Source organism: Burkholderia sp. LA-2-3-30-S1-D2 (assembly GCF_001523915.2).
In the GTDB taxonomy this organism is placed as follows: Bacteria; Pseudomonadota; Gammaproteobacteria; order Burkholderiales; family Burkholderiaceae; genus Burkholderia; species Burkholderia diffusa.
In genome coordinates this window covers 2,691,807-2,716,348 of record NZ_CP013384.1, presented here as the reverse complement: position 1 = coordinate 2,716,348, position 24,542 = coordinate 2,691,807, and the positions used below count along the sequence as shown (strand labels likewise).

The following is a 24,542-nucleotide window of genomic DNA, read 5'->3' as shown; positions in this document are numbered from 1 at the left end:
ATGAACACGAAGGCGGTGATGGCGGCGGTGGCGCTCGTGGCGGGCGCCGGGCTCGCGCGGGCGGACGGCGATGCGCCGGTGCGCGTGCCGGTCGACGCCGACGGCGTGCAGCGGGTGGCGATCGTCGGCGGCAGCTATTTCTTTCGCCCGAACCACGTGATCGTCCGCGCGCACGTGCCGGTCGAACTCACGGTATCGGCCGAACCGGGCGTCGTGCCGCACAGTTTCGAGATCGATGCGCCGCAGGCCGGGATCGCGGTGCACACCGAACTGGGCACGACGCCGCGCACGTTGCGCTTCACGCCGACGGCGCCCGGCCGCTTCGCCTACTATTGCACGCATCGGCTGCTGTTCCTGCGCAGCCATCGCGAGCGCGGAATGGAAGGCGTGCTCGACGTCGAGGCGGCGCCGTGATCGCCGCATTGCTGGCCGCGAGCCTGATAGGAGCGAGCATGACAGCCGATCCCGTTACCATCGCGCAGTCGCATTTCGACCAGGTCCATTCGTACCGCGCGACGATCCGCTCGTCCGCGCGAAGCGGCGAGCACGCCGAATTCCACTATGCCTACCGGAAACCCGGTTTCGTCCGGATGGACTTCGTGTCGCCGCATCACGGCGCGGTGCTCGCGTACGACCCCGACGCGGGCAAGGTGCGGCTGCGCCCGTTCGGCGAGCATGCGCTGCCCGCGCTGACGCTGTCGCCGTCCAATCCGCTCCTGCGCGACCGCAGCGGCCATCGCGTCGACCGGTCGGATGTCGGCGTGCTGCTGCGTAACGTACACGCGCTGCAGCAGGGCGGTGCGACCGTGACGGAAGGCAAGGAAACCATCGGCGGCCGTACCACGCTGCGCGTATCGGTGACGGGCGCGCCCGCACACGTGGTTGACGGCGTGCATCGCTATCTGTTGTGGCTGGACGCCGAGGACGGCTTTCCGCTGAAGGTCGTCAGCTTCGCGGATGACGACGGCGCGCCGCTCGAAACGGTGACGCTCGACGACGTCGAGATCGACGTCGCGTTTCCCGCCCGCTTTTTCGCGCCCTGATCGCGCGCTTGATCCCGATTCTGATTCGCGCCGGAGGCAGCATGGCGGAATACCGGTTTTCGACGACGTGGCGCGTGGACGCGCCCCTCGCGGCTGTCTGGGACGCGATCTACCAGGTCGATCGCTGGCCCGACTGGTGGAAGAGTGCCGTGCAGACCGCCGAGATCGAGCGCGGCGACGCGCGCGGCGTCGGCGCGCTGCAGCGATACACGTGGAAAGGCGCGTTGCCGTACCGGCTGACCTTCGACATGCGTGTGCTGCGCGTCGAGCGGCCGCATGTGCTCGAGGGCCGCGCGAGCGGCGCGATCGAAGGCGACGGCCGCTGGTCGTTCGCCGGCGACGGTGCGCGCACCGTCGTGCGCTACGACTGGCACATCCGCACGCGCGAGCGCTGGATGAACTGGCTGGAGCCGATCGCGCGCCCGCTGTTCGCCTGGAATCACGACGTCGTGATGCGCGAAGGCGCGAAAGGCCTCGCGCGACTGCTCGGCGCGACGGTCGTGACCGACGGCCGGACGTTCCAGCCAGTGGCGGGCTGTCCGGACATGTGACGATCCCATGGCCGCCGTTTGGGCCCCTGTCGGGTCCGAGCAGCCTTTTCACGCGATGCCGGACGACCGCGGGAACTCGGTGCTCGCCCCGTGTCAAATTGGGGCGAGGGTCGGGATTTCCCGTATCCCATCCGCTCCCGGTGTGCGAGATTGATGCTTATGTAATTGTTTTAACTGAATTTTTGTGATTCACCCCCGTTTTTCCGTCGTTCCGCCTCGCACGAAAAAACCTCCGGCTCCCCTTCTTGAATTTGTCAAAACCCGTCCATATAATTAGCACTCGCTGCACGAGAGTGCTAACAATTCTCTGCCGGGCGATTTGCCGGGCAGATTCCCCAAGCGTTCTTCAATCTCAGTCAAGAGAGGAGTGAATATGAACCTTCGTCCTTTGCACGATCGCGTGATCGTCAAGCGTCTGGATCAAGAAACCAAGACCGCCTCGGGCATCGTCATCCCCGAAGCCGCTGCTGAAAAGCCGGATCAAGGCGAGATCCTCGCGGTCGGCCCGGGCAAGCGTGACGACAAGGGCGCTCCGATCGCGCTCGACGTGAAGGTCGGCGATCGCGTCCTGTTCGGCAAGTACGCAGGCCAGACCGTCAAGGTCGACGGCCAGGAACTGCTGGTCATGCGCGAAGAAGACATCATGGCCGTGGTCAACGCGAAGTAAGCGTCCACTGACGGTACATATTCCCAAGAATTCAAGGAGTTAGAAGATGGCAGCTAAAGACGTCGTATTCGGCGATTCCGCCCGTTCGAAGATGGTCGAAGGCGTGAACATTCTCGCCAACGCAGTCAAGGTCACGCTGGGTCCGAAGGGCCGCAACGTCGTGCTCGAGCGCAGCTTCGGCGGCCCGACGGTCACCAAGGACGGTGTGTCGGTCGCGAAGGAAATCGAGCTGAAGGACAAGCTCCAGAACATGGGTGCGCAAATGGTCAAGGAAGTCGCTTCCAAGACCAGCGACAACGCAGGCGACGGCACGACGACGGCAACCGTCCTCGCGCAATCGATCGTTCGCGAAGGCATGAAGTACGTCGCATCGGGCATGAACCCGATGGACCTGAAGCGCGGCATCGACAAGGCAGTCGCAGCGGCTGTCGAAGAGCTGAAGAAGATCAGCAAGCCGTGCACGACGAACAAGGAAATCGCACAGGTCGGCTCGATCTCGGCGAACAGCGACTCGTCGATCGGCGATCGCATCGCTGAAGCGATGGACAAGGTCGGCAAGGAAGGCGTGATCACCGTCGAAGACGGCAAGTCGCTGGCCGACGAACTCGACGTCGTCGAAGGCATGCAATTCGACCGCGGCTACCTGTCGCCGTACTTCATCAACAATCCGGACAAGCAAGTCGCCGTCCTCGAAAACCCGTTCGTGCTGCTGCACGACAAGAAGGTGTCGAACATCCGCGATCTGCTGCCGGTGCTCGAACAAGTCGCGAAGGCAGGCCGTCCGCTGCTGATCATCGCCGAAGACGTCGAAGGCGAAGCGCTCGCAACGCTGGTCGTCAACAACATCCGCGGCATCCTGAAGACCGTTGCGGTCAAGGCGCCGGGCTTCGGCGATCGTCGCAAGGCGATGCTGGAAGACATCGCGATCCTGACCGGCGGTCAGGTCGTCGCGGAAGAAACCGGCCTGACGCTCGAGAAGGCAACGCTGGCTGAACTGGGCCAGGCGAAGCGCATCGAAGTGGGCAAGGAAAACACGACGATCATCGACGGCGCAGGCGAAGCCGTGAACATCGAAGCGCGCGTCAAGCAGATCCGCACGCAAATCGAAGAAGCGACGTCGGACTACGACCGTGAAAAGCTGCAAGAGCGCGTGGCCAAGCTGGCCGGCGGCGTGGCAGTGATCAAGGTCGGCGCTGCGACCGAAGTCGAAATGAAGGAAAAGAAGGCACGCGTCGAAGACGCGCTGCACGCAACCCGCGCTGCCGTTGAAGAAGGCATCGTCCCGGGCGGCGGCGTTGCGCTGATCCGTGCACGTACCGCGATCGCAGGCGTGGCCGGCGCGAACGCCGATCAGAACGCAGGCATCAAGATCGTGCTGCGCGCAATGGAAGAGCCGCTGCGCCAGATCGTCACGAACGGCGGCGAAGAAGCGAGCGTCGTGGTCGCAGCAGTTGCAGCAGGCAAGGGCAACTACGGCTACAACGCAGCGACGGGCGAGTACGTCGACATGGTCGAAGCCGGTGTCGTCGACCCGACCAAGGTCACGCGCACCGCACTGCAGAACGCAGCTTCGGTCGCAGGCCTGCTGCTGACGACGGACGCAGCTGTCGCAGAACTGCCGAAGGAAGATGCACCGATGCCGGGCGGCATGCCGGGCGGCATGGGCGGCATGGGCATGGACATGTAATCGACTTCGGTCGATGGTGTCCGGAACGCGCAGCGATGCGCGTTCCAGCCAAAAGAAAAGACCCGCAGCGATGCGGGTCTTTTTTTATGCGCACGCGAAAGGGGCTGACATGCGGCTCCTAAGCGAGAGCAGGCGGCGCGCAACGGCGGCGCAGGGCCGCCCGCGCGGCGTCAATGCCGGGCAATTCGCGGCGAGGTTTTGCTGCTGTCCGTCACCGGACGCCCGCCTTCCTCATCGTTGCTGCGCGCCCAGAAGAACCGGTCGGGCAGGTACGCGCCCATGCCGGGCCGGAACGCGTCGCGGACGGCCTGGTACAGGTATTCCTGCGCCTCGCGCACCGCTTCGGGCGGCTCCTGGCCGTTCGCGAGCAGTGCCGCGATCGCCGCGCCGAGCGTGTCGGTGATGCCCATCAGCCGGTGCGGCGAGCGATCCCACATGTCTTCGCGAAGCTGGCCTTCCTCACCGTACAGCGTGTTGACGAGCCGGTGCGAACCCGTCTCCGACGACAGGATGTACTCGCAGCCCTGCGACAGCAGGTGCGACACGGCCGCGTCGAGATTCGGCGCCTCGGCATCGCCGTCCGGCTGTGCGAGCGCGATCAGCGTCGCGTGGTCGGCGACCAGCAGTGTCGTCTGCGGTGCGAGCAGGTCGGCGATCGATTCGCGCAGATCGTCGGCGGCGAGCACGTGCTCGTCGTCGAGCGTGAAGTCCGGTGCGAGCACGAGCGGCACGCCGTCGTAGTCGGCGACCACTTCCGCGATCGCGCTCACGACTTCCGCGCGCGTCGCCGCGCCGATCTTGAACGCGGCAACCGGCATGTCCTCGAGCAGCATGCGCGCCTGGGCGGCGACGACATCGGGATCGAGGCCGGTCACTTCGTCGCAGGCGGCGGAGTCGCGCACGGTGTAGCCCGTCAGGACGGACACGCCGTGACAGCCCATGCTCGCCAGGGTCATCAGATCGGCTTGGAGGCCGGAACCGCCGGTGGGATCGGACAGGCCGAAGGTGAGGACGATCGGAGGGGCGTTGCTGGACATGTAGAAATGGGGCAAGAAAAAAACGGGGAAGCGACAGAACTGCGGACGGCGAGGCGAAGTGGGCGTTTCGGCCCCGTGTTGCCCGGCAGGCCGCACTTTTCAGTCATTATGCGGCGGAATCCGGCCCGCACGACGGAATTTTTAGCGCGGCGCAACGTAGTCGTCGTACTCCAGCGCGATTGCTAGGCAGTCCGGCCCCGACACGGTACCATCATGGCTCCCGAATTTACCGACTTTTCCCGACGCGGCTTAAGATGGAATACAAGAGCTGGATGTGCCTGATTTGTGGCTGGATTTATGACGAAGAAGCCGGGCTGCCCGAAGAGGGCATCGCCCCGGGCACGCGCTGGGAAGACGTCCCGATCAACTGGACGTGCCCCGAATGCGGCGCTCGCAAGGAAGACTTCGAGATGGTCCAGATCTGACCGGACCCTTGGCCCACGGACACCCCGCTTCGGCCTCGCGGTTGCCCGGCGCTCTTGCGCCGCGGCCGGCGCGAGCGACTTGACGATGACAGGCGCGCGTGTCCATGACGTCCGATCCGGCCAACGTTTCTCACCCTGACGCACTGCCCAACCCGCGTGGCGGGGCCGTGCGCGCCGCCGACGCGTGGCTCGCGGCAGCCGCCGACGCATTCGAGCACCGGGACGACGCGGCCGCGCCGCTGTCAGCCGCCGCCGCCGTGCTGGCGGAGGCCGGCTGGCTGCCGGCCGCCCGTTTCGCCGGGCAACTGTCGGCCGCCGTGCCGCTCGTCGCCGCCGAGCCGACTTCGGCCGGCTGGCGGGCCGCGCTGCGCGACTTCCGCGCGGCCGTCGGCCGCCACAACCTGCGCGAACTCGCCTGTTCGTCCGTTCTCTTCGATCATTTCCGTGCATTGCGTGCGCAAAGCGCCGCCGACCTGCGTGCGAGCACGCCGCTCGACGCGCTCGCGCTCGTCGGTCGCGCGGTGCCGCAGGCCACGCTGCGCGTACTGCCCGAGGAGATCGCGACCCGGGTACGCGCCCGCTACGAGCAGGCGCTGCTCGGCGTGCTGCGTGCGCGGCACGGCGCGCCCGACGCCGCGCTCGACGAACTCGATGCGATGCAGGCTGCGCTGGCCGACGATGGCCCGTACGATTTCTGGCGGCTCGCGGCAGCGTGCCAGCGTGCGCTGCGCGCAACCGGCGCGCCCGAACTGAAGCGCTTTCTCGCGCGGACGAACCTGCTGCTCGGCGAGCAGGCGCAGGGCCGGCGGCGCAGCGCGCCGCCCGAGCTCGTGCGCGAGACGGTCGCGCTGTTGTGGCGCGATTTCGCGCTGTTCGGCGCAGCCGCGGAAGACGTCGCGCTCGTCGACGTGCTGCACGACTATGGGCTGACCGTGGACTGGCATGTCGCCGGCACGCCCGCGTCCGAGGCGCTGTGGGAGGCCGACGCCGCGCGGGCCGAGCACGACGCGGTTGCCGTCGCTCCGACCCGTGCGCTCGGCGTCGTGACCGTCAACGCGCATGCGTATGAGGATTTCCTGCAGACGGCCGACGCGTCGATGGCCGATCTGGCCGTCGATCCGGCCGCGGCCGATGCGGGGGCCGCATGGCGCGCATCCGCGGCCGCCTACCGGGTCGGTACGGCCGCGTGCGCGCTCGGGCTCGGTCATGCGGCGCTGCTGGCCGACACGCTCGGGCTCGCGTGGCGCCGCGCCGCGCACGGCATGCCGCTCGCCGACGGCGGGCTCGATGCACACGCCCGCGCGTCCGACATGCTGCGCGCCGCGCTGCTGAAGATCGCCGCGGGGGTGGCGCCGCCGGACCTGACTGCGGCGTCCGGGGCGCTCGGCGCGGCGCTCGGCCGGACCTGACGCACAACGGGGCGCGACCGCAGCGGCAGCCCTTGTCGCGCGGGCCGGCAACACGCTGCCGACAGCGCCCGCGCGCGTGTTAGAGTGCCGTGTGATCCGCGCGCGTCGTTGCCAGCGTCGCGCGGCGTTGCTTGTTGATCGCGGCCCGGTCAGGTCGCGGCGTCTTTGCTAAAATTCAAACCATGTCAAAGCCTTCCGATCGCATCAATCTCACCAACCAGTTCCTGATCGCCATGCCGAACATGGCGGATCCGACGTTTTCGGGAACGGTGGTCTATCTTTGCGATCACAGCGAGCGCGGCGCGCTCGGCCTCGTCATCAATCGTCCCACCGACATCGACCTCGAATCGCTGTTCAACCGCATCGACCTGAAGCTCGACATCGAGCCGCTGCTGCACATCCCCGTGTACTTCGGCGGCCCGGTCCAGACCGAGCGCGGCTTCGTGCTGCACGAGCCGGTCGAGGGCGCGAACTACAACTCGTCCATGTCGGTCGAGGGCGGGCTCGAGATGACGACGTCGAAGGATGTGCTCGAGGCGGTCGCGACGGGCACCGGCCCGAAACGCTTCCTGCTGACGCTCGGCCATGCAGGCTGGGGCGCCGGTCAGCTCGAGGAAGAAATTTCCCGCAACGGCTGGCTGACCGTGGCCGCCGATCCCCGCATCGTGTTCGACACGCCGGCCGAGGAACGCTTCGAAGCCGCACTGGGCCTGCTCGGCGTCAGCTCGTCGATGCTGTCCGGCGAAGCAGGGCACGCATGAGTGGCGCGAGCGCGCGCGATGCGACGCTCCTGGCGTTCGACTACGGCGAAAAGCGAATCGGCGTCGCGATCGGCAATGCGCTGACGCGCTCGGCCCGTGCCCTCGTCGTGATTCCCAACCTGAACCGCGAGCACCGCTTCAAGGCGGTCGGCGAACTGCTGGCCGAATGGCGGCCCGACGCGCTCGTCGTCGGCCTGCCGATGCATCCGGACGGCACGCCGCACGAGATGACGCAGCAGGCGAAGCGCTTCGGCAACCAGCTGAACGGCCGCTTCGGGCTGCCCGTCACGTGGGTCGACGAACGCTATTCGTCGGTCGAGGCCGAGGCCGGGCTGCGCGAGCGCAACGTGCGCGGGCGCGCACGTGCCGAGATGCTCGACGCCGAGGCCGCGCGCGTGATCCTTCAACAGTATCTCGATCAATTGTCCGACCATGAGCACCATTGACGCCGACGCGCTCTACCGCGTCCTGCTCGACCAGATCCGCGACGCATACGGCACGGCCTTCGCCGAGCCGGGCGGCCCGCGGCTCGCCGGCATTTACAGCGGCGGCGCGTGGCTCGCCGAGCGCCTCGCGCGCGATCTCGGCGCGCCGGCGTTCGGCGTCGTGAACGTCGCGCTGCATCGCGACGACTACGCGAAGAAGGGGCTGCACAGCCAGGCCAGCCCGACGTCGCTGCCGTTCGACGTCGACGGCGCGCGCATCGTGCTCGTCGACGACGTGCTGTCCACCGGACGCACCGTGCGCGCCGCGCTCAACGAACTGTTCGACTACGGCCGTCCGGCCGCGGTCGAGCTCGCGGTGCTCGCCGATCGCGGCGGCCGCGAGCTGCCGGTCGCCGCGCGCTTCGCGGGCGGCACGCTCGACGTGCCGGCCGATGCGACGCTCGTGCTCGCGCGCGACGAAGCCGCGCAGCTGACGCTGCGCATCGAGGCGCACGGCGCCTGACCGAACCGCGAAACCGTATCCCGGGCCGCCGGTTCGTACCGCGGCCCGTTTGCATAGTTGGAATCACGCACACCATGACTACCGACACCACTGGCCGCACCGGCAATCCCGCTGCGACCGCGAGCCCCGAGCGGTTCCGCTACGGTTTCCTGAAGGGCAACCCGCAGCTCACGAAAAACGGCGAGCTGAAACACCTGCTGTCGATCGAGGGGCTGCCGCGCTCGATCGTCAACCACATTCTCGATACGGCCGAGCAGTTCGTCAGCGTGACGGACCGCGAGGTGAAGAAGGTGCCGCTCCTGCGCGGCAAGTCGGTGTTCAACCTGTTCTTCGAGAACTCGACGCGCACGCGCACGACCTTCGAGATCGCCGCGACGCGCCTGTCGGCCGACGTGCTGAACCTGAACATCAATGCGTCGTCGACGAGCAAGGGCGAGTCGCTGCTCGACACGATCAACAACCTCTCGGCGATGCATGCCGACCTGTTCGTCGTGCGCCACGCGTCGAGCGGCGCGCCGTATCTGATCGCCGAGCACTGCGCACCGCACGTGCACGTGATCAACGCCGGCGACGGCCGTCATGCGCACCCGACGCAGGGCCTGCTCGACATGTACACGATCCGTCACTACAAGCGCGACTTCACGAAGCTGCGCGTGGCGATCGTCGGCGACATCCTGCATTCGCGCGTCGCGCGCTCCGATATTCACGCGCTCACCACGCTCGGCGTGCCGGAAGTGCGCGCGATCGGCCCGCGCACGCTGCTGCCGGGCGGCCTCGAACAGATGGGCGTGAAGGTGTTCCACAACCTCGACGAAGGGCTGAAGGGCGTCGACGTGATCATCATGCTGCGCCTGCAGAACGAGCGGATGAGCGGCGCGCTGCTGCCGTCCGCGCAGGAATACTTCAAGACCTGGGGCCTGACGCCCGAGCGCCTCGCGCTCGCCGCGCCCGACGCGATCGTGATGCACCCGGGCCCGATGAACCGCGGCGTCGAGATCGACTCGCAGGTCGCCGACGGTCCGCAGTCGGTGATCCTCAACCAGGTCACGTTCGGCATCGCCGTGCGGATGGCGGTGATGGGCATCGTTGCCGGCAACAGCGACTGAGCCCGCCTACGCGCATCCTTATCCAGGCATTCAACGCATTCAACGCATTCACAGACAGCGCATGAAGATTCATATCCAAGGCGGCACGCTGATCGACCCGGTCGCCGGCACCGAACGGCAGGCCGACGTATTCGTCGCGGACGGCAAGATCGCCGCGATCGCGGCGGCCGGTGCGGCGCCGGCCGGTTTCAACGCGGGCAAGACGATCGACGCGTCCGGCCTGATCGTCGCCCCCGGTCTCGTCGACCTGTGCGCGCGGCTGCGCGAGCCCGGCTACGAGCACAAGGCGACGCTCGCGTCCGAGATGGCCGCGGCCGTCGCCGGCGGCGTCACGACCCTCGTGTGCCCGCCGGACACCGACCCCGTGCTCGACGAGCCGGGCCTCGTCGAGATGCTCAAGTTCCGCGCCCGCAACCTCCACCAGGCGAACGTCCATCCGCTCGGCGCGCTCACCGTCGGCCTCAAGGGCGAAGTGATCACCGAGATGGTCGCGCTGACCGAGTCGGGCTGCGTCGGTTTCACGCACGCGAACGTGCCGGTGCGCGACACGCAGGTGTTGCTGCGTGCGCTGCAGTACGCGAGCACCTACGGTTACACGACGTGGCTGCGTCCGCTCGACGCGTTCATCGGCCGAGGCGGTGTCGCGGCGAGCGGCGCGCTCGCGTCGCGGCTCGGGCTGTCCGGCGTGCCGGTCGCGGCCGAGACGATCGCGCTGCACACGATCTTCGAACTGATGCGCGTGACGGGCGCGCGCGTGCACCTCGCGCGGCTGTCGTCGGCGGCGGGCCTCGCGCTCGTGCGCGAGGCGAAGGCCGAGGGGCTGCCCGTGACCTGCGACGTCGGCGTGAATCACCTGCACCTGATCGACGTCGACATCGGCTATTTCGATTCGCAGTTCCGGCTCGATCCGCCGCTGCGCGGCGAGCGCGATCGCGAAGCGATCCGCGCGGCGCTCGCCGACGGCACGATCGATGCGATCTGCTCCGATCACACGCCGGTCGACGACGACGAGAAGCTGCTGCCCTTCGCCGAAGCGACGCCCGGTGCGACGGGGCTCGAACTGTTGCTGTCGCTGACGGTGAAGTGGGCCGACGAAACCAGGACACCGCTCGCGCAGGCGCTGCGCCGCATCACCGCGGCGCCGGCCGACGTGCTGCAGCTGCCGGCCGGGCGTCTTGCCGAAGGCGGCGCGGCCGATCTGTGCGTGTTCGATCCGCGCGCGCACTGGCGTGTCGAGCCGCGCGCGCTGAAGAGCCAGGGTCACAATTCGCCGTTCCTCGGCTACGAACTGCCGGCTTGCGTGCGTGCGACGCTCGTGGCCGGGCAGGTCGCGTTCGAGCGCCACTGAACCACGCCGGATCTTCGCCATGATCGCACTTCGCAAGCTGCGTCTCGTCGTTCACCTGCTGCGCGGCATGGCGACCGTCGCGCTGCGCTTTTCGCACGTGAGCGCCCCGCGGCGCCTCGAGCTCACGCGCCGCTGGTCGCTCAAGCTGTTGCGGATCTGCGGGATGCGGCTCGTCGTCCACAACGACGGCGCGCGCCTCGACGCGGGCGCGCTCGTCGTCGGCAACCACGTGTCGTGGCTCGACATCTACACCGTCAATGCGTGGCGGCCGACGCCGTTCGTGTCGAAGGCCGAGGTGCGGCAGTGGCCGGTGGTCGGCTGGCTGGCCGAGAAGCTCGACACCGTGTTCCTGCAGCGCGAGAAGCGTACCGAGGCGATGCGCGTCATGCACGAGATGGCGGAGCGGCTGCGCAACGGCGGCGTGATGTGCGTGTTTCCGGAAGGCACGACGTCGGACGGGCAGGGGCTGCTGCCGTTTCACGCGAACCTGTTCCAGGCGGCGGTGTCGGCAGGCTGCGCGGTGCAGCCGATCTGCCTCATGTACGAGGATGCACAGGGGCGGCAGTCGGTCACGCCGGCCTATACGGGCGAACTGTCGCTCGGCAAGTCGCTCGACATGGTGTTGCGCGGCGGCCCGCTGGTCGCGCATCTGTACGTGTGCGAGCCCATTGCGCCGGGTGGCGACCGTCGCGCGACCTCTGCTGCCGCGCGTGACGCGATCGCCGCTGCACTCGAAGCGATGCAGGCGAAGGTCGGCAAGCCGTCGCCCGACGCGCTTGCGGAGCTCGAGAAGCATGCGTATCCGGTAACCGAAGTCGGTGCCGGGGCGACGGGCGATGCGGCGACCGAAGAGCCGGTGGCGGGGCGCGAGGGGTAAGGCTTCATTGCGCCCCGGTGCGACGCGGGCAGGCTATTCGCCGCCCAGCGCACGGCATGCTTCGCACTGCACCTGCGTGACCGTGCGTTGCGCCGGGTCGGCCGTCAGTCGTACGGCCGACAACCGATTTCCCCACACGCATCCGGAATCGAGCGCGACGATATTGTCGCGCAGCATCAGGCCGAGCGCGGCCCAGTGCCCGAATACGACGGTCACGTTTTCGGTGCGGCGCTCCGGTGCGTCGAACCACGGCACATAGCCGGGCGGCGCGCTGTCGGGGCCGCCGTTCGCCTTGAACTCCATCGTGCCGTCCGGCGTGCAGAAGCGCAGGCGCGTGAACGCGTTGAACGCGACGCGCATCCGGTCGCGTTTTTTCAGGTTCGGGCTCCATTGATTTGGCTCGTTGCCGTACAGGCCTTGAAGTGTGTCGCGCCAATCGGGGGCGCGCAGCGCGCGTTGCAGCTCGTCCGCGAGTTCCAGTGCGAGCGTGGTGTCCCATTGCGGCAACACGCCTGCGTGGACGAGCAGCATCCCGTGTTCGAAGTGCGCGAACGGGCGGTGGCGTACCCAGTCGAGCAGTGCATCGGCGTCGGGGGCGTCGACAATCTCGCCAATCGTGTCGCCCGGACGTTCCGTGCGGATGCCGGCCGAGACGGCGAGCAGGTGGAGGTCGTGGTTGCCGAGAACGACGGTCGCGCGAGGGCCGAGGTCGACCATCGCACGCAGCGCGGCGAGAGAGTCAGGGCCGCGGTTGACGATGTCGCCGGCGATCCAGAGTGGGGTGTCGGCGGGGGCTGAAAGCTTTTCGATCAGCGACCGGAAAGCTGAATGACAGCCTTGGATGTCGCCGATGGCGATGGGGGGGCGGGTCATGAGAGGCGGATCCTGCAGGTTTCGCGCATAAAGGAAAAACACTCGGAATTTCACTGAAATTTCGCGAGCGTCGTTCTCCGAAATGTGATTGATGTAACAGGAAATTCCATTCTCGACAAGGGTGCGGAGCGCTGTATCAAGTTGTTAGCGGCATGGCTTTTGCGCCGCGTGGCTCCCTATAATTGTCGTTTCCCCGAACAAAATTAGCATTTCATGACTTTGGCGGTCATGCCGACCGGTTAAAATTCCGGTCCGCTATGGCGACTATCGCCAAGTGCTTCGAATTTTGACGCGGCGACCGCCCGGGGGCGCTCGCCGCGCATTACTACAGAGGGAGTCTCATGATTTTGGTCACGGGCGGCGCAGGGTTTATCGGTGCCAACTTTGTACTCGACTGGCTGCGCGGTTCCGACGAATCGGTGCTCAATGTCGACAAGCTGACCTACGCGGGCAACCTCCGTACGCTGCAATCGCTGGACGGCAATCCGAAGCACGTGTTCGCGCGCGTCGATATCTGCGATCGTACCGCGCTCGATGCGCTGTTCGCCGAGCACAAGCCGCGCGCGGTGCTTCACTTCGCCGCCGAAAGCCACGTCGACCGTTCGATCCACGGCCCGGCCGACTTCGTGCAGACCAACGTCGTCGGCACCTTCACGCTGCTGGAAGCGGCTCGTCAATACTGGAACGCGCTGAACGATGCCGACAAGGCTGCATTCCGCTTTCTGCACGTGTCGACCGACGAGGTGTTCGGCTCGCTGTCCGCGACCGATCCGCAATTCTCGGAGACCACGCCGTACGCACCGAACAGCCCGTATTCCGCAACGAAGGCTGGCTCGGATCACCTGGTGCGTGCGTACCATCATACGTATGGCCTGCCGACGCTGACGACGAACTGTTCGAACAACTACGGCCCGTATCAGTTCCCCGAGAAGCTGATCCCGCTGATGATCGCGAATGCGCTCGCCGGCAAGCCGCTGCCCGTGTACGGTGACGGCCAGAACGTGCGTGACTGGCTGTATGTTGGTGACCACTGCAGCGCAATCCGTGAAGTGCTGACGCGCGGCGTGCCGGGCGAGACGTACAACGTCGGCGGTTGGAACGAAAAGAAGAATCTCGAGGTAGTGCACACGCTGTGTGATTTGCTCGACAAGGCGCGCCCGAAGGCCGCCGGTTCGTATCGCGACCAGATCACCTATGTGACGGACCGCCCGGGCCATGATCGCCGCTATGCGATCGATGCCCGCAAGCTCGAGCGCGAGCTCGGCTGGAAGCCTGCGGAAACGTTCGAGACTGGCCTCGCGAAGACCGTCGACTGGTATCTCGACAACCAGGTGTGGGCCAACGAAGTTGCGTCGGGTGAGTACCGCAAGTGGGTCGAGACCAACTACGCGAAACGCACCTGAGGAGAAACGCGATGGCACGTAAAGGCATCATCCTCGCCGGCGGTTCGGGCACGCGGCTGTATCCGATTACCTACTCGGTGTCGAAGCAGCTGCTCCCGGTGTACGACAAGCCGATGATTTACTACCCGCTTTCGACGCTGATGCTCGCGGGCATTCGCGACGTACTGATCATTTCCACGCCTGCGGATACGCCGCGCTTCCAGGCGTTGCTGGGCGATGGCTCGAAGTGGGGGATGAACCTGCAGTACGCGGTCCAACCGTCTCCGGACGGGCTCGCGCAGGCGTTCATCATCGGGCGGGACTTCATCGGCAACGATCCGAGCGCGCTCGTGCTCGGCGACAACATCTTCCACGGCAACGATCTCGCCAAGCAGTTGCACGCGGCCAGCGCGCGCACCGAAAGCGCGACCGTGTTTGCCTATCATGTGCAGGATCCGGAGCGCTACGGCATCGTCGAATTCGACGACCAGATGCGTGCGCTGTCGATCGAGGAGAAGCCCCTCCAGCCGCGCTCCCGCTACGCCGTGACCGGCCTCTATTTTTACGACAACGATGTGTGCGACATTGCTGCGGACATCAAGCCGTCGGCGCGCGGCGAACTCGAAATCACCGACGTCAATTCCCGTTATCTCGCGGCGGGCAAGCTGCGGGTGGAGATCATGGGGCGCGGCTATGCGTGGCTCGATACCGGCACGCACGATTCGCTGATGGAGGCCGCGGCTTTCATCGCGACCCTGCAGAAGCGCCAGGGCCTCGTGGTCGCGTGTCCGGAGGAAATTGCATACCGACTGGGCTGGATCGATGCCGAGCGCCTGCTGGAACTCGCCGCGCCGCTCGCCAAAAACGGGTATGGGCAATATCTGAAGAACCTACTGACGGACAAGATTATATGGCAATCACGGTAACTCCCACCGCAATTCCAGACGTCAAGCTGATCGAACCCAGGGTCTTCGGCGACGCTCGCGGGTACTTCTTCGAGAGCTTCAATCAGCGGGAATTTCGTGAGCAGGTTGCGGATGTCGAGTTCGTTCAGGACAACGAGTCGCGCTCCGGCAAGTCTGTGCTGCGCGGGATGCACTACCAGATCAGCCATGCGCAGGGTAAGCTGGTCCGAGTCGTCGAGGGCGAAGTGTTCGACGTCGCCGTCGATCTGCGCCGTTCGTCCCCGACATTCGGCAAATGGGTCGGCAGCGTACTGTCCGCGGAAAACCACCTGCAGATGTGGGTGCCGGCCGGATTTGCGCACGGCTTCCTCGTGATGTCCGAGACTGCGACGTTTCAGTACAAGACGACCGATTTCTGGTATCCCGAATTCGAGCGCGTGCTGCTGTGGAACGATGCTCAGGTCGGCATCGGCTGGCCGCTCGACGGCGATCCGGTGGTCGCATCGAAGGATCTCGCCGGCACCGTTCTGGCGGATCTGGAGACCTACGCATGAAGATTCTCGTGACGGGGGCGAACGGGCAGGTCGGGTGGGAACTCGTCCGCGCGCTGCAGCCGCTGGGCGAGGTGGTCGCCGCGACGCGTGACGCCGTCGATCTCGGCGATGCAACTGCCGTCGGGGCGTATATCGACGCGCTAGCCCCCGATCTCGTGGTCAATGCGGCTGCCTATACGGCGGTGGATCGCGCTGAGGACGAGCCCGATGTCGCGTTCGCGATCAACCGCGACGCGGTGGCCTCGCTCGCGCAGGCCGCCCGCAAGCGCGGCGCATTGCTGATCCATTTCTCGACCGACTATGTGTTCGACGGAAGCAAGCGGACGCCGTATGTCGAAAGCGACGACGTGTACCCGCTGAACGTCTACGGCGCGAGCAAGCTGGCGGGTGAGCAGGCGATCGCCGAAGCCGGCGGCGACTGGCTCGTGTTCCGCACGTCGTGGGTGTACGCGTCGCGCGGGCAGAATTTCCTGCGCACGATGCTCCGGCTGGGTGCGAGTCGCGAGATGCTGTCCGTCGTCAGTGACCAGTTCGGCGCGCCGACGAGCGCGCGCATGATTGCCGAGCTGACAGCGCACGCGGCGGCGAAAGCGCTTGCCGAGCGCTTGGCGGGCTCGTTCTCGAGCGGCGTATATCACATGACCGCGCAAGGCTCGACGACCTGGCACGCGTTTGCCGAAGCCATTTTCGCCGGCGCCAGACGCCTGTGCCCGCAGATCGACCTGTCGATCCGGGAGGTGCGGCCGATCCCCGCGGCCGAGTATCCGGCGAAGACCGCGCGTCCGGCCTTTTCAGTGCTCGACAACACGCGGTTCGACGAGCGTTTCGGATTGCATCGACCGCAGTGGTCGGACGGGCTTGCGCTCGTCCTCGCGGAACTGATCGATGCCTGATGCCGCCCCGTCCGGGCGGCGCACATCACAATTAATGCCGCGTCGTACGTGCGGCATGGCCTAGCTAGAGATTGTCATGCGGGAACTCATTCAACCATCACTTCCCATCTGGCGGCATCGCCGCCTGATCCTCCAAATGGCGCGCCGCGAGGTGGTCGGCCGTTACCGCGGCTCGGTACTCGGCCTGCTGTGGTCGTTCTTCAACCCGCTGCTGCTGTTGACCGTCTACACGTTCGTGTTCAGCGTGATCTTCAAGGCGCGCTGGAATACCGGATCCGATTCGAAGACCGAATTCGCCGTCGTGCTGTTTGTCGGGATGATCATGTTCCAGGTGTTCTCGGAAGCCGTGAACCGTGCCCCGTCGCTTATCATCAGTAACGCGAACTACGTGAAGAAGGTCGTGTTTCCGCTCGAGGTGCTGCCGGTCGTCGCGTTGCTCGTCGCGTTGTTCCACGCCGCGATCAGCTTCTGCGTGCTGGTGCTCGCGATGGTCGTGCTGGGCTTTCCCGTGCACGCGACGATCCTTTATTTCCCGCTGATCGTGTTGCCGTTCGTCCTGTTCACCCTCGGCGTCTGCTGGTTCCTGGCGTCGCTGGGCGTGTTCATTCAGGACATCGGCCAGTCGATCGGGCTCGTGACCACGGTGCTGATGTTCCTGACACCGGTGTTCTATCCGGTGAGCTCGTTGCCGGCCAATTACCAGCGTATCGTCGGGATGAATCCGCTCGCGTTCGTCATCGAGCAAAGCCGCAATGTTGTGATCTTTGGAACCGTGCCGAGCTGGACCGGTGTGTTGTTGATGATGGTCATCAGTGTCGCCGTCGCGGCGCTGGGCTACCAATGGTTTAATCGCACGAGGAAAGGATTCGCAGATGTCCTCTGATCTCGCAGTCAGCGTGAAGGATTTGAGCAAGGTCTTTCATATTTACGATAGCCCGCGCGCGCGCCTGTTGCAGATGCTGTTCGGCGCCCGCAAGCAGTACTACCGGGAATTCTGGGCGCTGCGCGACATTTCGTTCGACATCGCACGTGGCGAGACGGTGGGGATCGTCGGTCACAACGGTTCCGGAAAGTCGACGCTGCTCCAGGTGATCTCGGGGACACTCGCACCGAGTGCCGGCAACGTCGAAACGAACGGTAAGGTCGCCGCGCTGCTCGAGCTTGGGTCGGGCTTCAACCCCGAATTCACCGGCCGCGAGAACGTGATGCTGTACGGCCAGATTCTCGGGATGAGCGAGGAAGAGCTGGAAGAGAAATATCCGGCTATCGTCGATTTCTCCGAGATCGGCGATTTCGTCAACCAGCCGTTGAAGACCTATTCTTCGGGCATGTACGTGCGCTTGGCGTTCTCGGTCGCGATTCACGTCAACCCGGACATCCTGATCGTCGATGAAGCACTGTCTGTCGGCGACGCGCTGTTCCAGGCGAAGTGCATGGCGGTGATGAAGAAGCTCATGGATCGCGGCACGACACTGCTGTTCGTCAGCCACGATCCGGGCTCGGTGAAGGCGCTGTGTAACCGCGCGATCCTGCTCGATCACGGCAACATGCTGGCCGTCGGCTCGACAGACCATGTGATCGAATCGTATTACTCGTCCTACGTCCGCAAGAAGCAGCACGTGATCGAGGACGCCGATGCGCCGGCGGCGCAGATTGCCGAGCTCGATGCCGACCTCAACGACGGTGCGGACGAGTTCCAGAAGCAGGCGGCGTTCCAGCGGATCCGCAACGGCCGCGCGAGTTTCGTCAACGTTCAGTTGCTGAACGAACAGGGGCGCGCGACGCGCCAGGTCACCTACGGCGACACCGTGACGCTGAGAATGGTCGTGAGCGTCGAGGAAGATCTGCCGCTGCTCGCGTTCGGCTATCACCTGCGCGACAAGAACGGTTTCGATATCGCTTATTCGGACACCGGTCTCGAGCACGCGCATTTGTACGACGTGCGCGCGGGCGAAGTCCACGTGGTCGACTGGACGTTCAAGGTGTCGCTGCGCGGCGGCGACTACAGCATCAGCGCGGCAACGTCGGTACCGACGGACCTGAGCATCGGCCAGGTCGACACGTGCGATCATGTGCCGATCGCCGTGCAGTTCAACGTCTCGCGCGGCACCTACCTGCCGCTGTACGGCGCCGTGCATTTCGACAACAAGGTCCAGACGCGGCTGTTGTCGAAGATGGTGGCCTGACGCGGCGTCGGCCGGCAGTGGATCCGGCGCCGGGACAGGTGTGCGGATCTGCACGAGGAATCAATCAGGAGCGCCCTATGAGACAAAAGCCGGATGGTTTCGCCAATCCGATCTATGTGACGAGGCCGATGTTGCCGCCGCTCGGCGAGTTCACGTCGCAGCTGGAAGACATCTGGGACAGCGCGTGGCTGACGAACGGCGGCGCGAAGCACATCGCGCTGGAGGCGGCACTCGCGAAGCGGCTCGGCGCCCGGCACTTCTCGCTGTTCAACAACGGGACGAGCGCGCTACTCGTCGCCTGTCAGGCACTGCGGCTCGCCGGTGAAGTCATCACGACGCCGTTCACGTTTCCCGCGACGCCGCATGTGCTGCACTGGAACAACGTGACGCCGGTGTTCTGCGACATCGACGAGGAAACGCTGACCATCGATCCGGCGGTGGCGGAAGCGCTGATCACGCCGCGAACGACGGGCGTGCTCGGCGTGCACGTCTACGGGATGCCGTGCGACGTGCAGGCGTTCGAGCGCATTCGCGAGCAGTACGGCGTCAAGGTACTCTACGACGGTGCGCACGCGTTCGGCACAGAAATCGACGGCAAGCCGGTCGCCGAATTCGGCGACGCGACGATGTACAGCTTCCATGCGACTAAGCTGTTTCACTCGGCCGAGGGCGGCGGGTTAGCGATGGCGGACGAAGCGATGAAGCGGCGCGTCGATCTGCTGAAGAATTTCGGAATTCTGAACGAGACCGAAGTCATTATGCCGGGCACTAACGGCAAGATGAACGAAGTGCAGGCGGCACTGGGCCTCGTCAATCTCGCCCATTACGATGCCGAGCATGCCGCGCGGCAGCGTGTTGCACAGGTGTACCTGAGTCGCCTGGACGAGGTTCCCGGCATCAAGTGCTTTCGGCTGCCGCCGAACGTCGGCCACAGCATGCAGTATTTCATCGTGCGTGTGAACCCGCAGGCATGCGGCGTGTCGCGCGACCAGTTGTACGATACGTTGAAGCAATTCAATGTGTTTTCGCGGCGCTATTTCTACCCGCTTTGCAGCGAGCACAATTGCTACCGCGCGCTGCCGAGCGCTGATCCGGGCCGCCTGCCGGTTGCGACGCGTGTGTCCCGCGAAGTGCTGGCGTTGCCGCTGTACGGCGAGCTCGGGGAAGACGGCGCGAATCGCATCGTCGACATCATTCAATACATCTGCAATGGCAAACAATAATTATTCGACCGGGGATTCGCGGCCGCGTGTCAGCGTTCTCACGACGTCTTACAACTACGGCAGATTCATCGGGGAGACGATTCAGTCGGTGCTGTCCCAGACGTACGCGTCGTGGGAGCTGATCATTGTCGACGACTGTTCGACCGACGATTCCTGGGATGTCATCCAGCAGTTCGACGACCCTCGGATTCGCGCGGTGCGCCAGGAGCGCAACCAGGGTGCATGCGCCGCGTACAACATGGCACTGCGGCTTGCGTCAGGCGAGTTCATCGCGAGCCTGGATTCCGACGACGTGTTCGTGCCCGAGAAGCTTGCGGTGCAAGTCGCATTCATGGACGCCCACCCGGATGTCGAGATTTGCGGCAGTTTCATGGCGGAGATCGATGCGTCGAGCCAGCCTGTCGCCGCCGACAACTGCTTTTATGCGCCGTGGTTCAATCAGGACCTCGACCTGAACAAGCCCGACAGCTGGGTGTGGGAGAACCACCTGTGCCATTCGACGGTGCTGGTCAGGAAGTCCACGCACGACCGGATCGGTTTTTTCCGGGAAGACCTGACTTACTCGCCGGACTGGGATTTCTGGCTGCGTTCGCTCGCCGGCGGCGCCCGGTTTCATGTGATGAAGGACGCGCTCCTTCTTTACCGTGCGCACGGTGGCAACGTTACGCATCGCAATCGCGATGCGCTGATGTGGGAGTATGCGGACATCTCCGGCCGTGTCGTGCATCCCTACCTCGTTCGGATCGAGCGCTTCGACTTGCTCCGCAAGAGCATGGAGTCGTTCATCGGACGCTTCTTCGAGATCGACGGCAATTGGCGGCGGTTTCTGGAGCTGATCGAAATGCTGCGCGTGTACGACCGTCACGAGGACACGTTCAGGATTCCGCCGCATCTGTTCTTCAATGGCGAACTGAGCGCGTTCGTGACGAGACTCGCATCCGGCTGGTCACCGCAGGTATTTGCTGCCGTTCGCGAGCGCCTGTCGAAGGCGGAGTACGATGGTCCGGCGCCAGCGGTGGACGCGCTGGCGCCCGAGGGCGCTGCGACGTTTCAACTGCTGATTCGCGGCGAGCGCGACCGCGCGCTTGCCGAACTGGATCAGTTGCGTACCGAGCGCGAGCGCGTTGCAGAGGAACTGGAGCACGCGAAAGCGGAGCTGCGTGCCGGAGCCGAGCGGGAAGGGCGGCTCGCCGCCAGCCTGGCTGACGCGCAGACGGAACTCGATCGTGTCAGGGGCACCATCTGGGGCAAGGCGGATAATCTGTACCGGCGCCTGAGCCGATAATCCGTGCGCCAGCGAATGAATCAAGCTATCTAACCATGTCGCGATACCAGCATCTTCTGTACTTTGCCCAACGCGTCTACCATCGCCTGCCGCTGAGCCAGGAGGCGAAGTGGCGCGTTCGCAAGGCCATTTCGCCGGTTATCACGTCGTTGCGTCACGGCAAGTCGATTCGTCAGGCGTTGCGCTCGGCGGTCCGTCGCGAAGAGTTGCTCGACCATGCGCGAGAGTCGCGCCTGCAGCACCTGATGCTCGACCTCGCGCAGCGCGGGGTGCGAAACGTCAGCCACGTCATTGCGGTGCCGTTCCTCGGAACGGGGGGCGCAGAGAACGTCGCGCTTAATTTCTCGAAGGCGCTGCGCGAGATCCATCCCGACCGTCAGATCCTGATCGTCGTCGCCGATCGCGACCTGGTCGACGAACGCGTCGCGCGGATCGACGGCGTGCATGTGGTCGTCCTGCGCGATTTCACGCACGACGATTCGTACGCGCTGAAGCAGGCGCTCCTGTATGACATGTTGCTTGCGATTCGGCCTGCCGTGTTCCACAACATCAACAGCGAAGTCGCGTGGAACGCGGCCATCTCGCAGGGAAACCGGCTAAAGGAAGTAACGCGTCTGTTCGCCAGCATTTTTGCGTTCCAGTTCGCCGAGGACGGAAAGAGCAAGATCGGTTACGCGGCCTATTTCCTGCAGCCGGGGCTGCCGGCGCTGACCGCGTTGCTGTCCGACAACCAGCGCTTCGTGACCGATGCGCGCGCCGAATACAACCTCGGGCCGCAGGGCGACAAGCTGCATGCGGTGTACAACCCCAGCCGCATCGCGACTGACGGATGGAAGACGCGCGCGCTCGCGCGCATCTCGAGCCGCGGGCAGGATCTGGCGGGGCAGCGCCCGGCGTTTCTGTGGGCCGGGCGGCTCGACAAGGAGAAGCGTGTCGACCTGCTGCTGGCGCTCGTGCATGCATGCCCGCACATCGACTTCTATGTCTATGGCCAGTCGGTCGTGAACGTCAGCGAGCAGCTTCCCGATCTCGCCAATCTGCATCTGATGGGGCCGTTCACGTCTCCGGAAGAGCTTGTGCGCGAACGCGCATATACGGGCTTCATCTTCACGTCGAAGTGGGAAGGCATGCCGAACATCCTGCTCGAGATCGGGACGTTGGGTGTGCCGATCATCGCTCCGTCGGTCGGCGGCGTGGGCGAGCTGATATCGGATTCGACCGGATATCCGCTGTCCGAGAAGCCGGAGGTCGCGGATTATCGCGCGGCGATGGAGTCAGTCATTTCGAATTCGCAGGAAGTTGAAACGCGCGCCCGCGCGCTTGTCGAGTTGATCGACAGGCGCCATACGTGGCAGCGCTTCGTCGAGCATGTCAAGGAGTTGGAAGGTTATGGGATCTGACCGGAAAGAGTCGGGCGCTGGCGACTCGCATGATTCGTCGTTGCCGCTTGTATCGGTGGTAATCCCGTGTTTCAATCAGGCGCAGTATCTGAACGAGTCGATCTCGTCGGTTCGCGACGCGTATCGCGGGCCGCTGGAGATCATCGTCGTCGACGACGGCAGCACGGCACCCAGGACCGACATTCATCTGCGTGCGGCGCAAGCGCTGTCGCCTGCAGTACGGGTGATTTCGCAGCAGAACGCGGGACTTTCGGGCGCGCGGAACACGGGTATCGCCGCCGCGACCGGCGAATTCGTGCAATTGCTGGATGCGGACGACCTCATCGTTCCGCCGAAGCTCGACCTGCAGGTTGCGCATTTCCAGGTGGCGAATGCGCTCGACGTATCGGTATCCAACTTCCTGCTGTGCGACGATACGCGTTCGGTCTTTTCGAAAAACGACGAAGCGATCGCGCACTCGGCGCTCGGTCTGTCTGATTTTCTGTACAAGTGGGAACGCGGTTTTGCGATTCCGATCCACTGCGCGCTGTTTCGCCGAACCGTGCTGATGGACACGCCGTTCGACACGTCCGCGCGCGCGAAGGAGGACTGGTTGTTCTGGTGCGGCCTGAGTGCGCGCGGCGCGCGCATGGCCTACCTCAATGCGCACAATGCGATTTACCGGCAGCATGCGCAAAGCATGCGCCGGTCCTACGTGAAAATGGGAAAGAGCTGGCTGCATGCAGCCGCCAAGATCGACACGATGGTGTCCGCGCGCGAACCGGCGTTTTTCGAATCCGCGGTCGACTGGTTCGAGAATTTCTACCGGAAGCATCCGGCGTACGTCGAGGAAGTCGCGCAGTTGCGCGGTCATGCGCATGAAACCGCGTCGGGTGCCGCCGCGTCCCAGGTCGCTCCAGCCGATCTGTCCGCGCAGAAGCTGGCGCGACTACAGGCAGCCATCGCGAAGATGCCAACGTCGGCGGCACCGCTGATCAGCGTCGTGATTCCCGCATACAACCACTTCGACTACATCGATGGCTGCCTGCTGTCCGTGATCGAACAGCAGGACGTCGCATTCGAGATCATCTGTGTCGACGACCGTTCTCCTGATGCACGCACGACTGCCCTGCTGCGTGCGCTGCAGGGCAGTCACCCGAACGTGCGGATCGTCCTCAACGTCGCAAACAAGGGTATTTCGCGTACGCAGAACGAAGCTGTTGAACAGGCGGCCGGGGAGTACATCGCGTTCGTCGATTGCGACGACGCACTGGCGCCCGGTGCGCTGTCCCGTGTCGCGCAGGTACTGGCGCAGGGGCAGCCGTGCGACTATTTGTTCACCGACCGGTTCGACATCGACGAAAGCGGCGACGAGATCCGGCGTGCAGACTACGGCGGCTATCCGACCATTGCGTTCAGGACCGACGCGAGCATCAAGGACGACCTGCTCGACGGCATGGTCGCATCGCATCTAAAGGTGATTCGGCGCAGCGCGTATCTGCAGTCCGGTGGGTCGGTCGACGCCTATTCCGGCATCCAGGACTGGGAACTGGCGCTGAAGATCGCGGAGTTCGGCAGCTTCCGGTATCTGCACGAGCCGCTCTATCGGCACCGGATCCATACGCGGTCCGTCACGTCTTCGGACAGTGTTGGCCAGTTCAGGAAGACCAATATTGTCCGACGGCAGTTTGCCGGCAGATGGCTGTGCGACGGGCGCGAACGAACCGGGCCGGTCACGCGTTTTTCGAGCGACGCGAAGTCGATGCCGTCGATCGAACAGTTGAAGGAGGTGTGGCGGCAGGGACGGCGATGCGAGATGTTCGTTGCCGCGGACGCGCCGCCAGCGGTGCTCAATTTTCTGCGGGAATTCAATTCGTACTTCGACCGCATCGTGTGGACGAGCGCCGAAACCTATGCGGGCCTGCTCGGGTATGTGGAGCCCGGCGTGATGGTGGCCGGGGCAGGTGTAGCGCGACAGGCCTGAGCGGGCCAGCGCGCTGCGC

25 protein-coding genes are annotated in these 24,542 nt (G+C 65.1%); 23 read left to right on the top strand and 2 right to left on the bottom strand.

The window, feature by feature from the left end:
- From WS66_RS25595 to groL, 5 genes are all read left to right on the top strand, one after another.
- Positions 1-414: a hypothetical protein gene (locus WS66_RS25595; RefSeq protein WP_059608127.1), complete on the top strand. Its 414-nt coding sequence runs from the start codon at positions 1-3 to the stop codon at positions 412-414.
- Complete coding sequence (locus WS66_RS25590) at positions 411-1,043, top strand: LolA family protein (protein ID WP_059608128.1); 633 nt, start codon at positions 411-413, stop codon at positions 1,041-1,043. Before WS66_RS25595 ends, WS66_RS25590 begins: the two co-directional genes overlap by 4 nt.
- A 41-nt stretch (positions 1,044-1,084) precedes the next feature.
- Positions 1,085-1,594, top strand: a complete 510-nt coding sequence (locus tag WS66_RS25585; protein ID WP_059608129.1) for an SRPBCC family protein — start codon at positions 1,085-1,087, stop codon at positions 1,592-1,594.
- A 373-nt stretch (positions 1,595-1,967) separates the two neighbouring features.
- Positions 1,968-2,261, top strand: coding sequence for a co-chaperone GroES (locus tag WS66_RS25580; protein ID WP_011544732.1), 294 nt, complete (start codon positions 1,968-1,970; stop codon positions 2,259-2,261).
- A 46-nt stretch (positions 2,262-2,307) separates the two neighbouring features.
- A complete protein-coding gene (groL, locus tag WS66_RS25575) occupies positions 2,308-3,948 on the top strand; it encodes a chaperonin GroEL (protein ID WP_059608130.1) in 1,641 nt (546 codons plus the stop codon).
- Positions 3,949-4,118: 170 nt separating this feature from the next.
- Here groL and WS66_RS25570 read toward each other — a convergent pair whose 3' ends face one another.
- Positions 4,119-4,985, bottom strand: coding sequence for a hydroxymethylpyrimidine/phosphomethylpyrimidine kinase (locus tag WS66_RS25570; RefSeq protein ID WP_059608131.1), 867 nt, complete (start codon positions 4,983-4,985; stop codon positions 4,119-4,121).
- A gap of 254 nt (positions 4,986-5,239) precedes the next feature.
- Here WS66_RS25570 and WS66_RS25565 point away from each other — a divergent pair, with 254 nt between their 5' ends.
- The 8 genes from WS66_RS25565 to WS66_RS25530 all read left to right on the top strand — a co-directional run bounded on the left by WS66_RS25565 (position 5,240) and on the right by WS66_RS25530 (position 11,859).
- Entirely contained in the window at positions 5,240-5,410 is a 171-nt protein-coding gene (locus tag WS66_RS25565) for a rubredoxin (RefSeq protein WP_004186709.1), read from the top strand.
- Positions 5,411-5,514: 104 nt separating this feature from the next.
- Complete coding sequence (locus tag WS66_RS25560) at positions 5,515-6,819, top strand: hypothetical protein (RefSeq protein WP_059608132.1); 1,305 nt, start codon at positions 5,515-5,517, stop codon at positions 6,817-6,819.
- A 182-nt stretch (positions 6,820-7,001) separates the two neighbouring features.
- Positions 7,002-7,580, top strand: a complete 579-nt coding sequence (locus WS66_RS25555; protein ID WP_006751106.1) for a YqgE/AlgH family protein — start codon at positions 7,002-7,004, stop codon at positions 7,578-7,580.
- Entirely contained in the window at positions 7,577-8,026 is a 450-nt protein-coding gene (ruvX, locus tag WS66_RS25550; RefSeq protein ID WP_059530402.1) for a Holliday junction resolvase RuvX, read from the top strand. Before WS66_RS25555 ends, ruvX begins: the two co-directional genes overlap by 4 nt.
- On the top strand, positions 8,013-8,528 hold the full coding sequence (gene pyrR, locus WS66_RS25545) for a bifunctional pyr operon transcriptional regulator/uracil phosphoribosyltransferase PyrR (RefSeq protein WP_059608133.1): 516 nt from the start codon (positions 8,013-8,015) through the stop codon (positions 8,526-8,528). The genes ruvX and pyrR overlap by 14 nt, the downstream gene beginning before the upstream one ends.
- 74 nt (positions 8,529-8,602) lie before the next feature.
- On the top strand, positions 8,603-9,634 hold the full coding sequence (locus WS66_RS25540; RefSeq protein ID WP_059608134.1) for an aspartate carbamoyltransferase catalytic subunit: 1,032 nt from the start codon (positions 8,603-8,605) through the stop codon (positions 9,632-9,634).
- A gap of 61 nt (positions 9,635-9,695) precedes the next feature.
- Positions 9,696-10,982, top strand: coding sequence for a dihydroorotase (locus WS66_RS25535; protein WP_059608135.1), 1,287 nt, complete (start codon positions 9,696-9,698; stop codon positions 10,980-10,982).
- A gap of 19 nt (positions 10,983-11,001) precedes the next feature.
- A complete protein-coding gene (locus WS66_RS25530) occupies positions 11,002-11,859 on the top strand; it encodes a lysophospholipid acyltransferase family protein (RefSeq protein ID WP_059608136.1) in 858 nt (285 codons plus the stop codon).
- 33 nt (positions 11,860-11,892) lie between these two features.
- On the opposite strand, the gene WS66_RS25525 is transcribed toward WS66_RS25530, so the two are convergent.
- Positions 11,893-12,732 carry a symmetrical bis(5'-nucleosyl)-tetraphosphatase gene (locus tag WS66_RS25525; protein WP_059608137.1) on the bottom strand — a complete coding sequence of 280 codons (840 nt, stop codon included), beginning with the start codon at positions 12,730-12,732 and terminating at the stop codon, positions 11,893-11,895.
- 341 nt (positions 12,733-13,073) lie between these two features.
- On the opposite strand from WS66_RS25525, the gene rfbB reads away from it, so the two are divergent.
- The 10 genes from rfbB to WS66_RS25475 all read left to right on the top strand — a co-directional run bounded on the left by rfbB (position 13,074) and on the right by WS66_RS25475 (position 24,523).
- Complete coding sequence (gene rfbB / locus WS66_RS25520; RefSeq protein ID WP_059608138.1) at positions 13,074-14,135, top strand: dTDP-glucose 4,6-dehydratase; 1,062 nt, start codon at positions 13,074-13,076, stop codon at positions 14,133-14,135.
- Between the two features lie 11 nt (positions 14,136-14,146).
- A complete protein-coding gene (rfbA, locus tag WS66_RS25515; RefSeq protein WP_059608139.1) occupies positions 14,147-15,040 on the top strand; it encodes a glucose-1-phosphate thymidylyltransferase RfbA in 894 nt (297 codons plus the stop codon).
- The gene (gene rfbC, locus WS66_RS25510) at positions 15,025-15,573 is read left to right on the top strand and encodes a dTDP-4-dehydrorhamnose 3,5-epimerase (protein ID WP_059608140.1); all 549 of its coding nucleotides are present in this window, start codon (positions 15,025-15,027) and stop codon (positions 15,571-15,573) included. The genes rfbA and rfbC overlap by 16 nt, the downstream gene beginning before the upstream one ends.
- Positions 15,570-16,466, top strand: coding sequence for a dTDP-4-dehydrorhamnose reductase (rfbD, locus tag WS66_RS25505; RefSeq protein ID WP_059608141.1), 897 nt, complete (start codon positions 15,570-15,572; stop codon positions 16,464-16,466). Before rfbC ends, rfbD begins: the two co-directional genes overlap by 4 nt.
- Positions 16,467-16,542: 76 nt before the next feature.
- Positions 16,543-17,349: an ABC transporter permease gene (locus WS66_RS25500; RefSeq protein WP_059608142.1), complete on the top strand. Its 807-nt coding sequence runs from the start codon at positions 16,543-16,545 to the stop codon at positions 17,347-17,349.
- Positions 17,339-18,652: an ABC transporter ATP-binding protein gene (locus WS66_RS25495; protein ID WP_059608143.1), complete on the top strand. Its 1,314-nt coding sequence runs from the start codon at positions 17,339-17,341 to the stop codon at positions 18,650-18,652. Before WS66_RS25500 ends, WS66_RS25495 begins: the two co-directional genes overlap by 11 nt.
- A 77-nt stretch (positions 18,653-18,729) precedes the next feature.
- Complete coding sequence (locus WS66_RS25490) at positions 18,730-19,875, top strand: DegT/DnrJ/EryC1/StrS family aminotransferase (RefSeq protein WP_059608144.1); 1,146 nt, start codon at positions 18,730-18,732, stop codon at positions 19,873-19,875.
- Positions 19,862-21,160, top strand: coding sequence for a glycosyltransferase (locus tag WS66_RS25485; RefSeq protein WP_059608145.1), 1,299 nt, complete (start codon positions 19,862-19,864; stop codon positions 21,158-21,160). Before WS66_RS25490 ends, WS66_RS25485 begins: the two co-directional genes overlap by 14 nt.
- 35 nt (positions 21,161-21,195) lie before the next feature.
- Positions 21,196-22,560 carry a glycosyltransferase family 4 protein gene (locus tag WS66_RS25480; protein WP_059608146.1) on the top strand — a complete coding sequence of 455 codons (1,365 nt, stop codon included), beginning with the start codon at positions 21,196-21,198 and terminating at the stop codon, positions 22,558-22,560.
- Between the two features lie 40 nt (positions 22,561-22,600).
- Complete coding sequence (locus WS66_RS25475; protein WP_236872956.1) at positions 22,601-24,523, top strand: glycosyltransferase family 2 protein; 1,923 nt, start codon at positions 22,601-22,603, stop codon at positions 24,521-24,523.
- Positions 24,524-24,542 lie beyond the last annotated feature (19 nt).

What these genes read in the sequence shown, in the direction of transcription:
- WS66_RS25580 (WP_011544732.1), top strand. Translation starts at nt 1,968, where the DNA reads ATGAACCTTCGTCCTTTGCACGATCGCGTGATCGTCAAGCGTCTGGAT.
- WS66_RS25490 (WP_059608144.1), top strand. Translation starts at nt 18,730, where the DNA reads ATGAGACAAAAGCCGGATGGTTTCGCCAATCCGATCTATGTGACGAGG.
- groL (WP_059608130.1), top strand. Translation starts at nt 2,308, where the DNA reads ATGGCAGCTAAAGACGTCGTATTCGGCGATTCCGCCCGTTCGAAGATG.
- WS66_RS25585 (WP_059608129.1), top strand. Translation starts at nt 1,085, where the DNA reads ATGGCGGAATACCGGTTTTCGACGACGTGGCGCGTGGACGCGCCCCTC.
- WS66_RS25525 (WP_059608137.1), bottom strand. Translation starts at nt 12,732, where the DNA reads ATGACCCGCCCCCCCATCGCCATCGGCGACATCCAAGGCTGTCATTCA.
- WS66_RS25565 (WP_004186709.1), top strand. Translation starts at nt 5,240, where the DNA reads ATGGAATACAAGAGCTGGATGTGCCTGATTTGTGGCTGGATTTATGAC.
- WS66_RS25485 (WP_059608145.1), top strand. Translation starts at nt 19,862, where the DNA reads ATGGCAAACAATAATTATTCGACCGGGGATTCGCGGCCGCGTGTCAGC.
- WS66_RS25595 (WP_059608127.1), top strand. Translation starts at nt 1, where the DNA reads ATGAACACGAAGGCGGTGATGGCGGCGGTGGCGCTCGTGGCGGGCGCC.
- WS66_RS25495 (WP_059608143.1), top strand. Translation starts at nt 17,339, where the DNA reads ATGTCCTCTGATCTCGCAGTCAGCGTGAAGGATTTGAGCAAGGTCTTT.
- rfbA (WP_059608139.1), top strand. Translation starts at nt 14,147, where the DNA reads ATGGCACGTAAAGGCATCATCCTCGCCGGCGGTTCGGGCACGCGGCTG.
- WS66_RS25540 (WP_059608134.1), top strand. Translation starts at nt 8,603, where the DNA reads ATGACTACCGACACCACTGGCCGCACCGGCAATCCCGCTGCGACCGCG.
- WS66_RS25555 (WP_006751106.1), top strand. Translation starts at nt 7,002, where the DNA reads ATGTCAAAGCCTTCCGATCGCATCAATCTCACCAACCAGTTCCTGATC.
- WS66_RS25560 (WP_059608132.1), top strand. Translation starts at nt 5,515, where the DNA reads ATGACGTCCGATCCGGCCAACGTTTCTCACCCTGACGCACTGCCCAAC.
- WS66_RS25500 (WP_059608142.1), top strand. Translation starts at nt 16,543, where the DNA reads ATGCGGGAACTCATTCAACCATCACTTCCCATCTGGCGGCATCGCCGC.
- ruvX (WP_059530402.1), top strand. Translation starts at nt 7,577, where the DNA reads ATGAGTGGCGCGAGCGCGCGCGATGCGACGCTCCTGGCGTTCGACTAC.
- WS66_RS25480 (WP_059608146.1), top strand. Translation starts at nt 21,196, where the DNA reads ATGTCGCGATACCAGCATCTTCTGTACTTTGCCCAACGCGTCTACCAT.
- rfbD (WP_059608141.1), top strand. Translation starts at nt 15,570, where the DNA reads ATGAAGATTCTCGTGACGGGGGCGAACGGGCAGGTCGGGTGGGAACTC.
- WS66_RS25570 (WP_059608131.1), bottom strand. Translation starts at nt 4,985, where the DNA reads ATGTCCAGCAACGCCCCTCCGATCGTCCTCACCTTCGGCCTGTCCGAT.
- rfbC (WP_059608140.1), top strand. Translation starts at nt 15,025, where the DNA reads ATGGCAATCACGGTAACTCCCACCGCAATTCCAGACGTCAAGCTGATC.
- WS66_RS25535 (WP_059608135.1), top strand. Translation starts at nt 9,696, where the DNA reads ATGAAGATTCATATCCAAGGCGGCACGCTGATCGACCCGGTCGCCGGC.
- pyrR (WP_059608133.1), top strand. Translation starts at nt 8,013, where the DNA reads ATGAGCACCATTGACGCCGACGCGCTCTACCGCGTCCTGCTCGACCAG.
- rfbB (WP_059608138.1), top strand. Translation starts at nt 13,074, where the DNA reads ATGATTTTGGTCACGGGCGGCGCAGGGTTTATCGGTGCCAACTTTGTA.
- WS66_RS25530 (WP_059608136.1), top strand. Translation starts at nt 11,002, where the DNA reads ATGATCGCACTTCGCAAGCTGCGTCTCGTCGTTCACCTGCTGCGCGGC.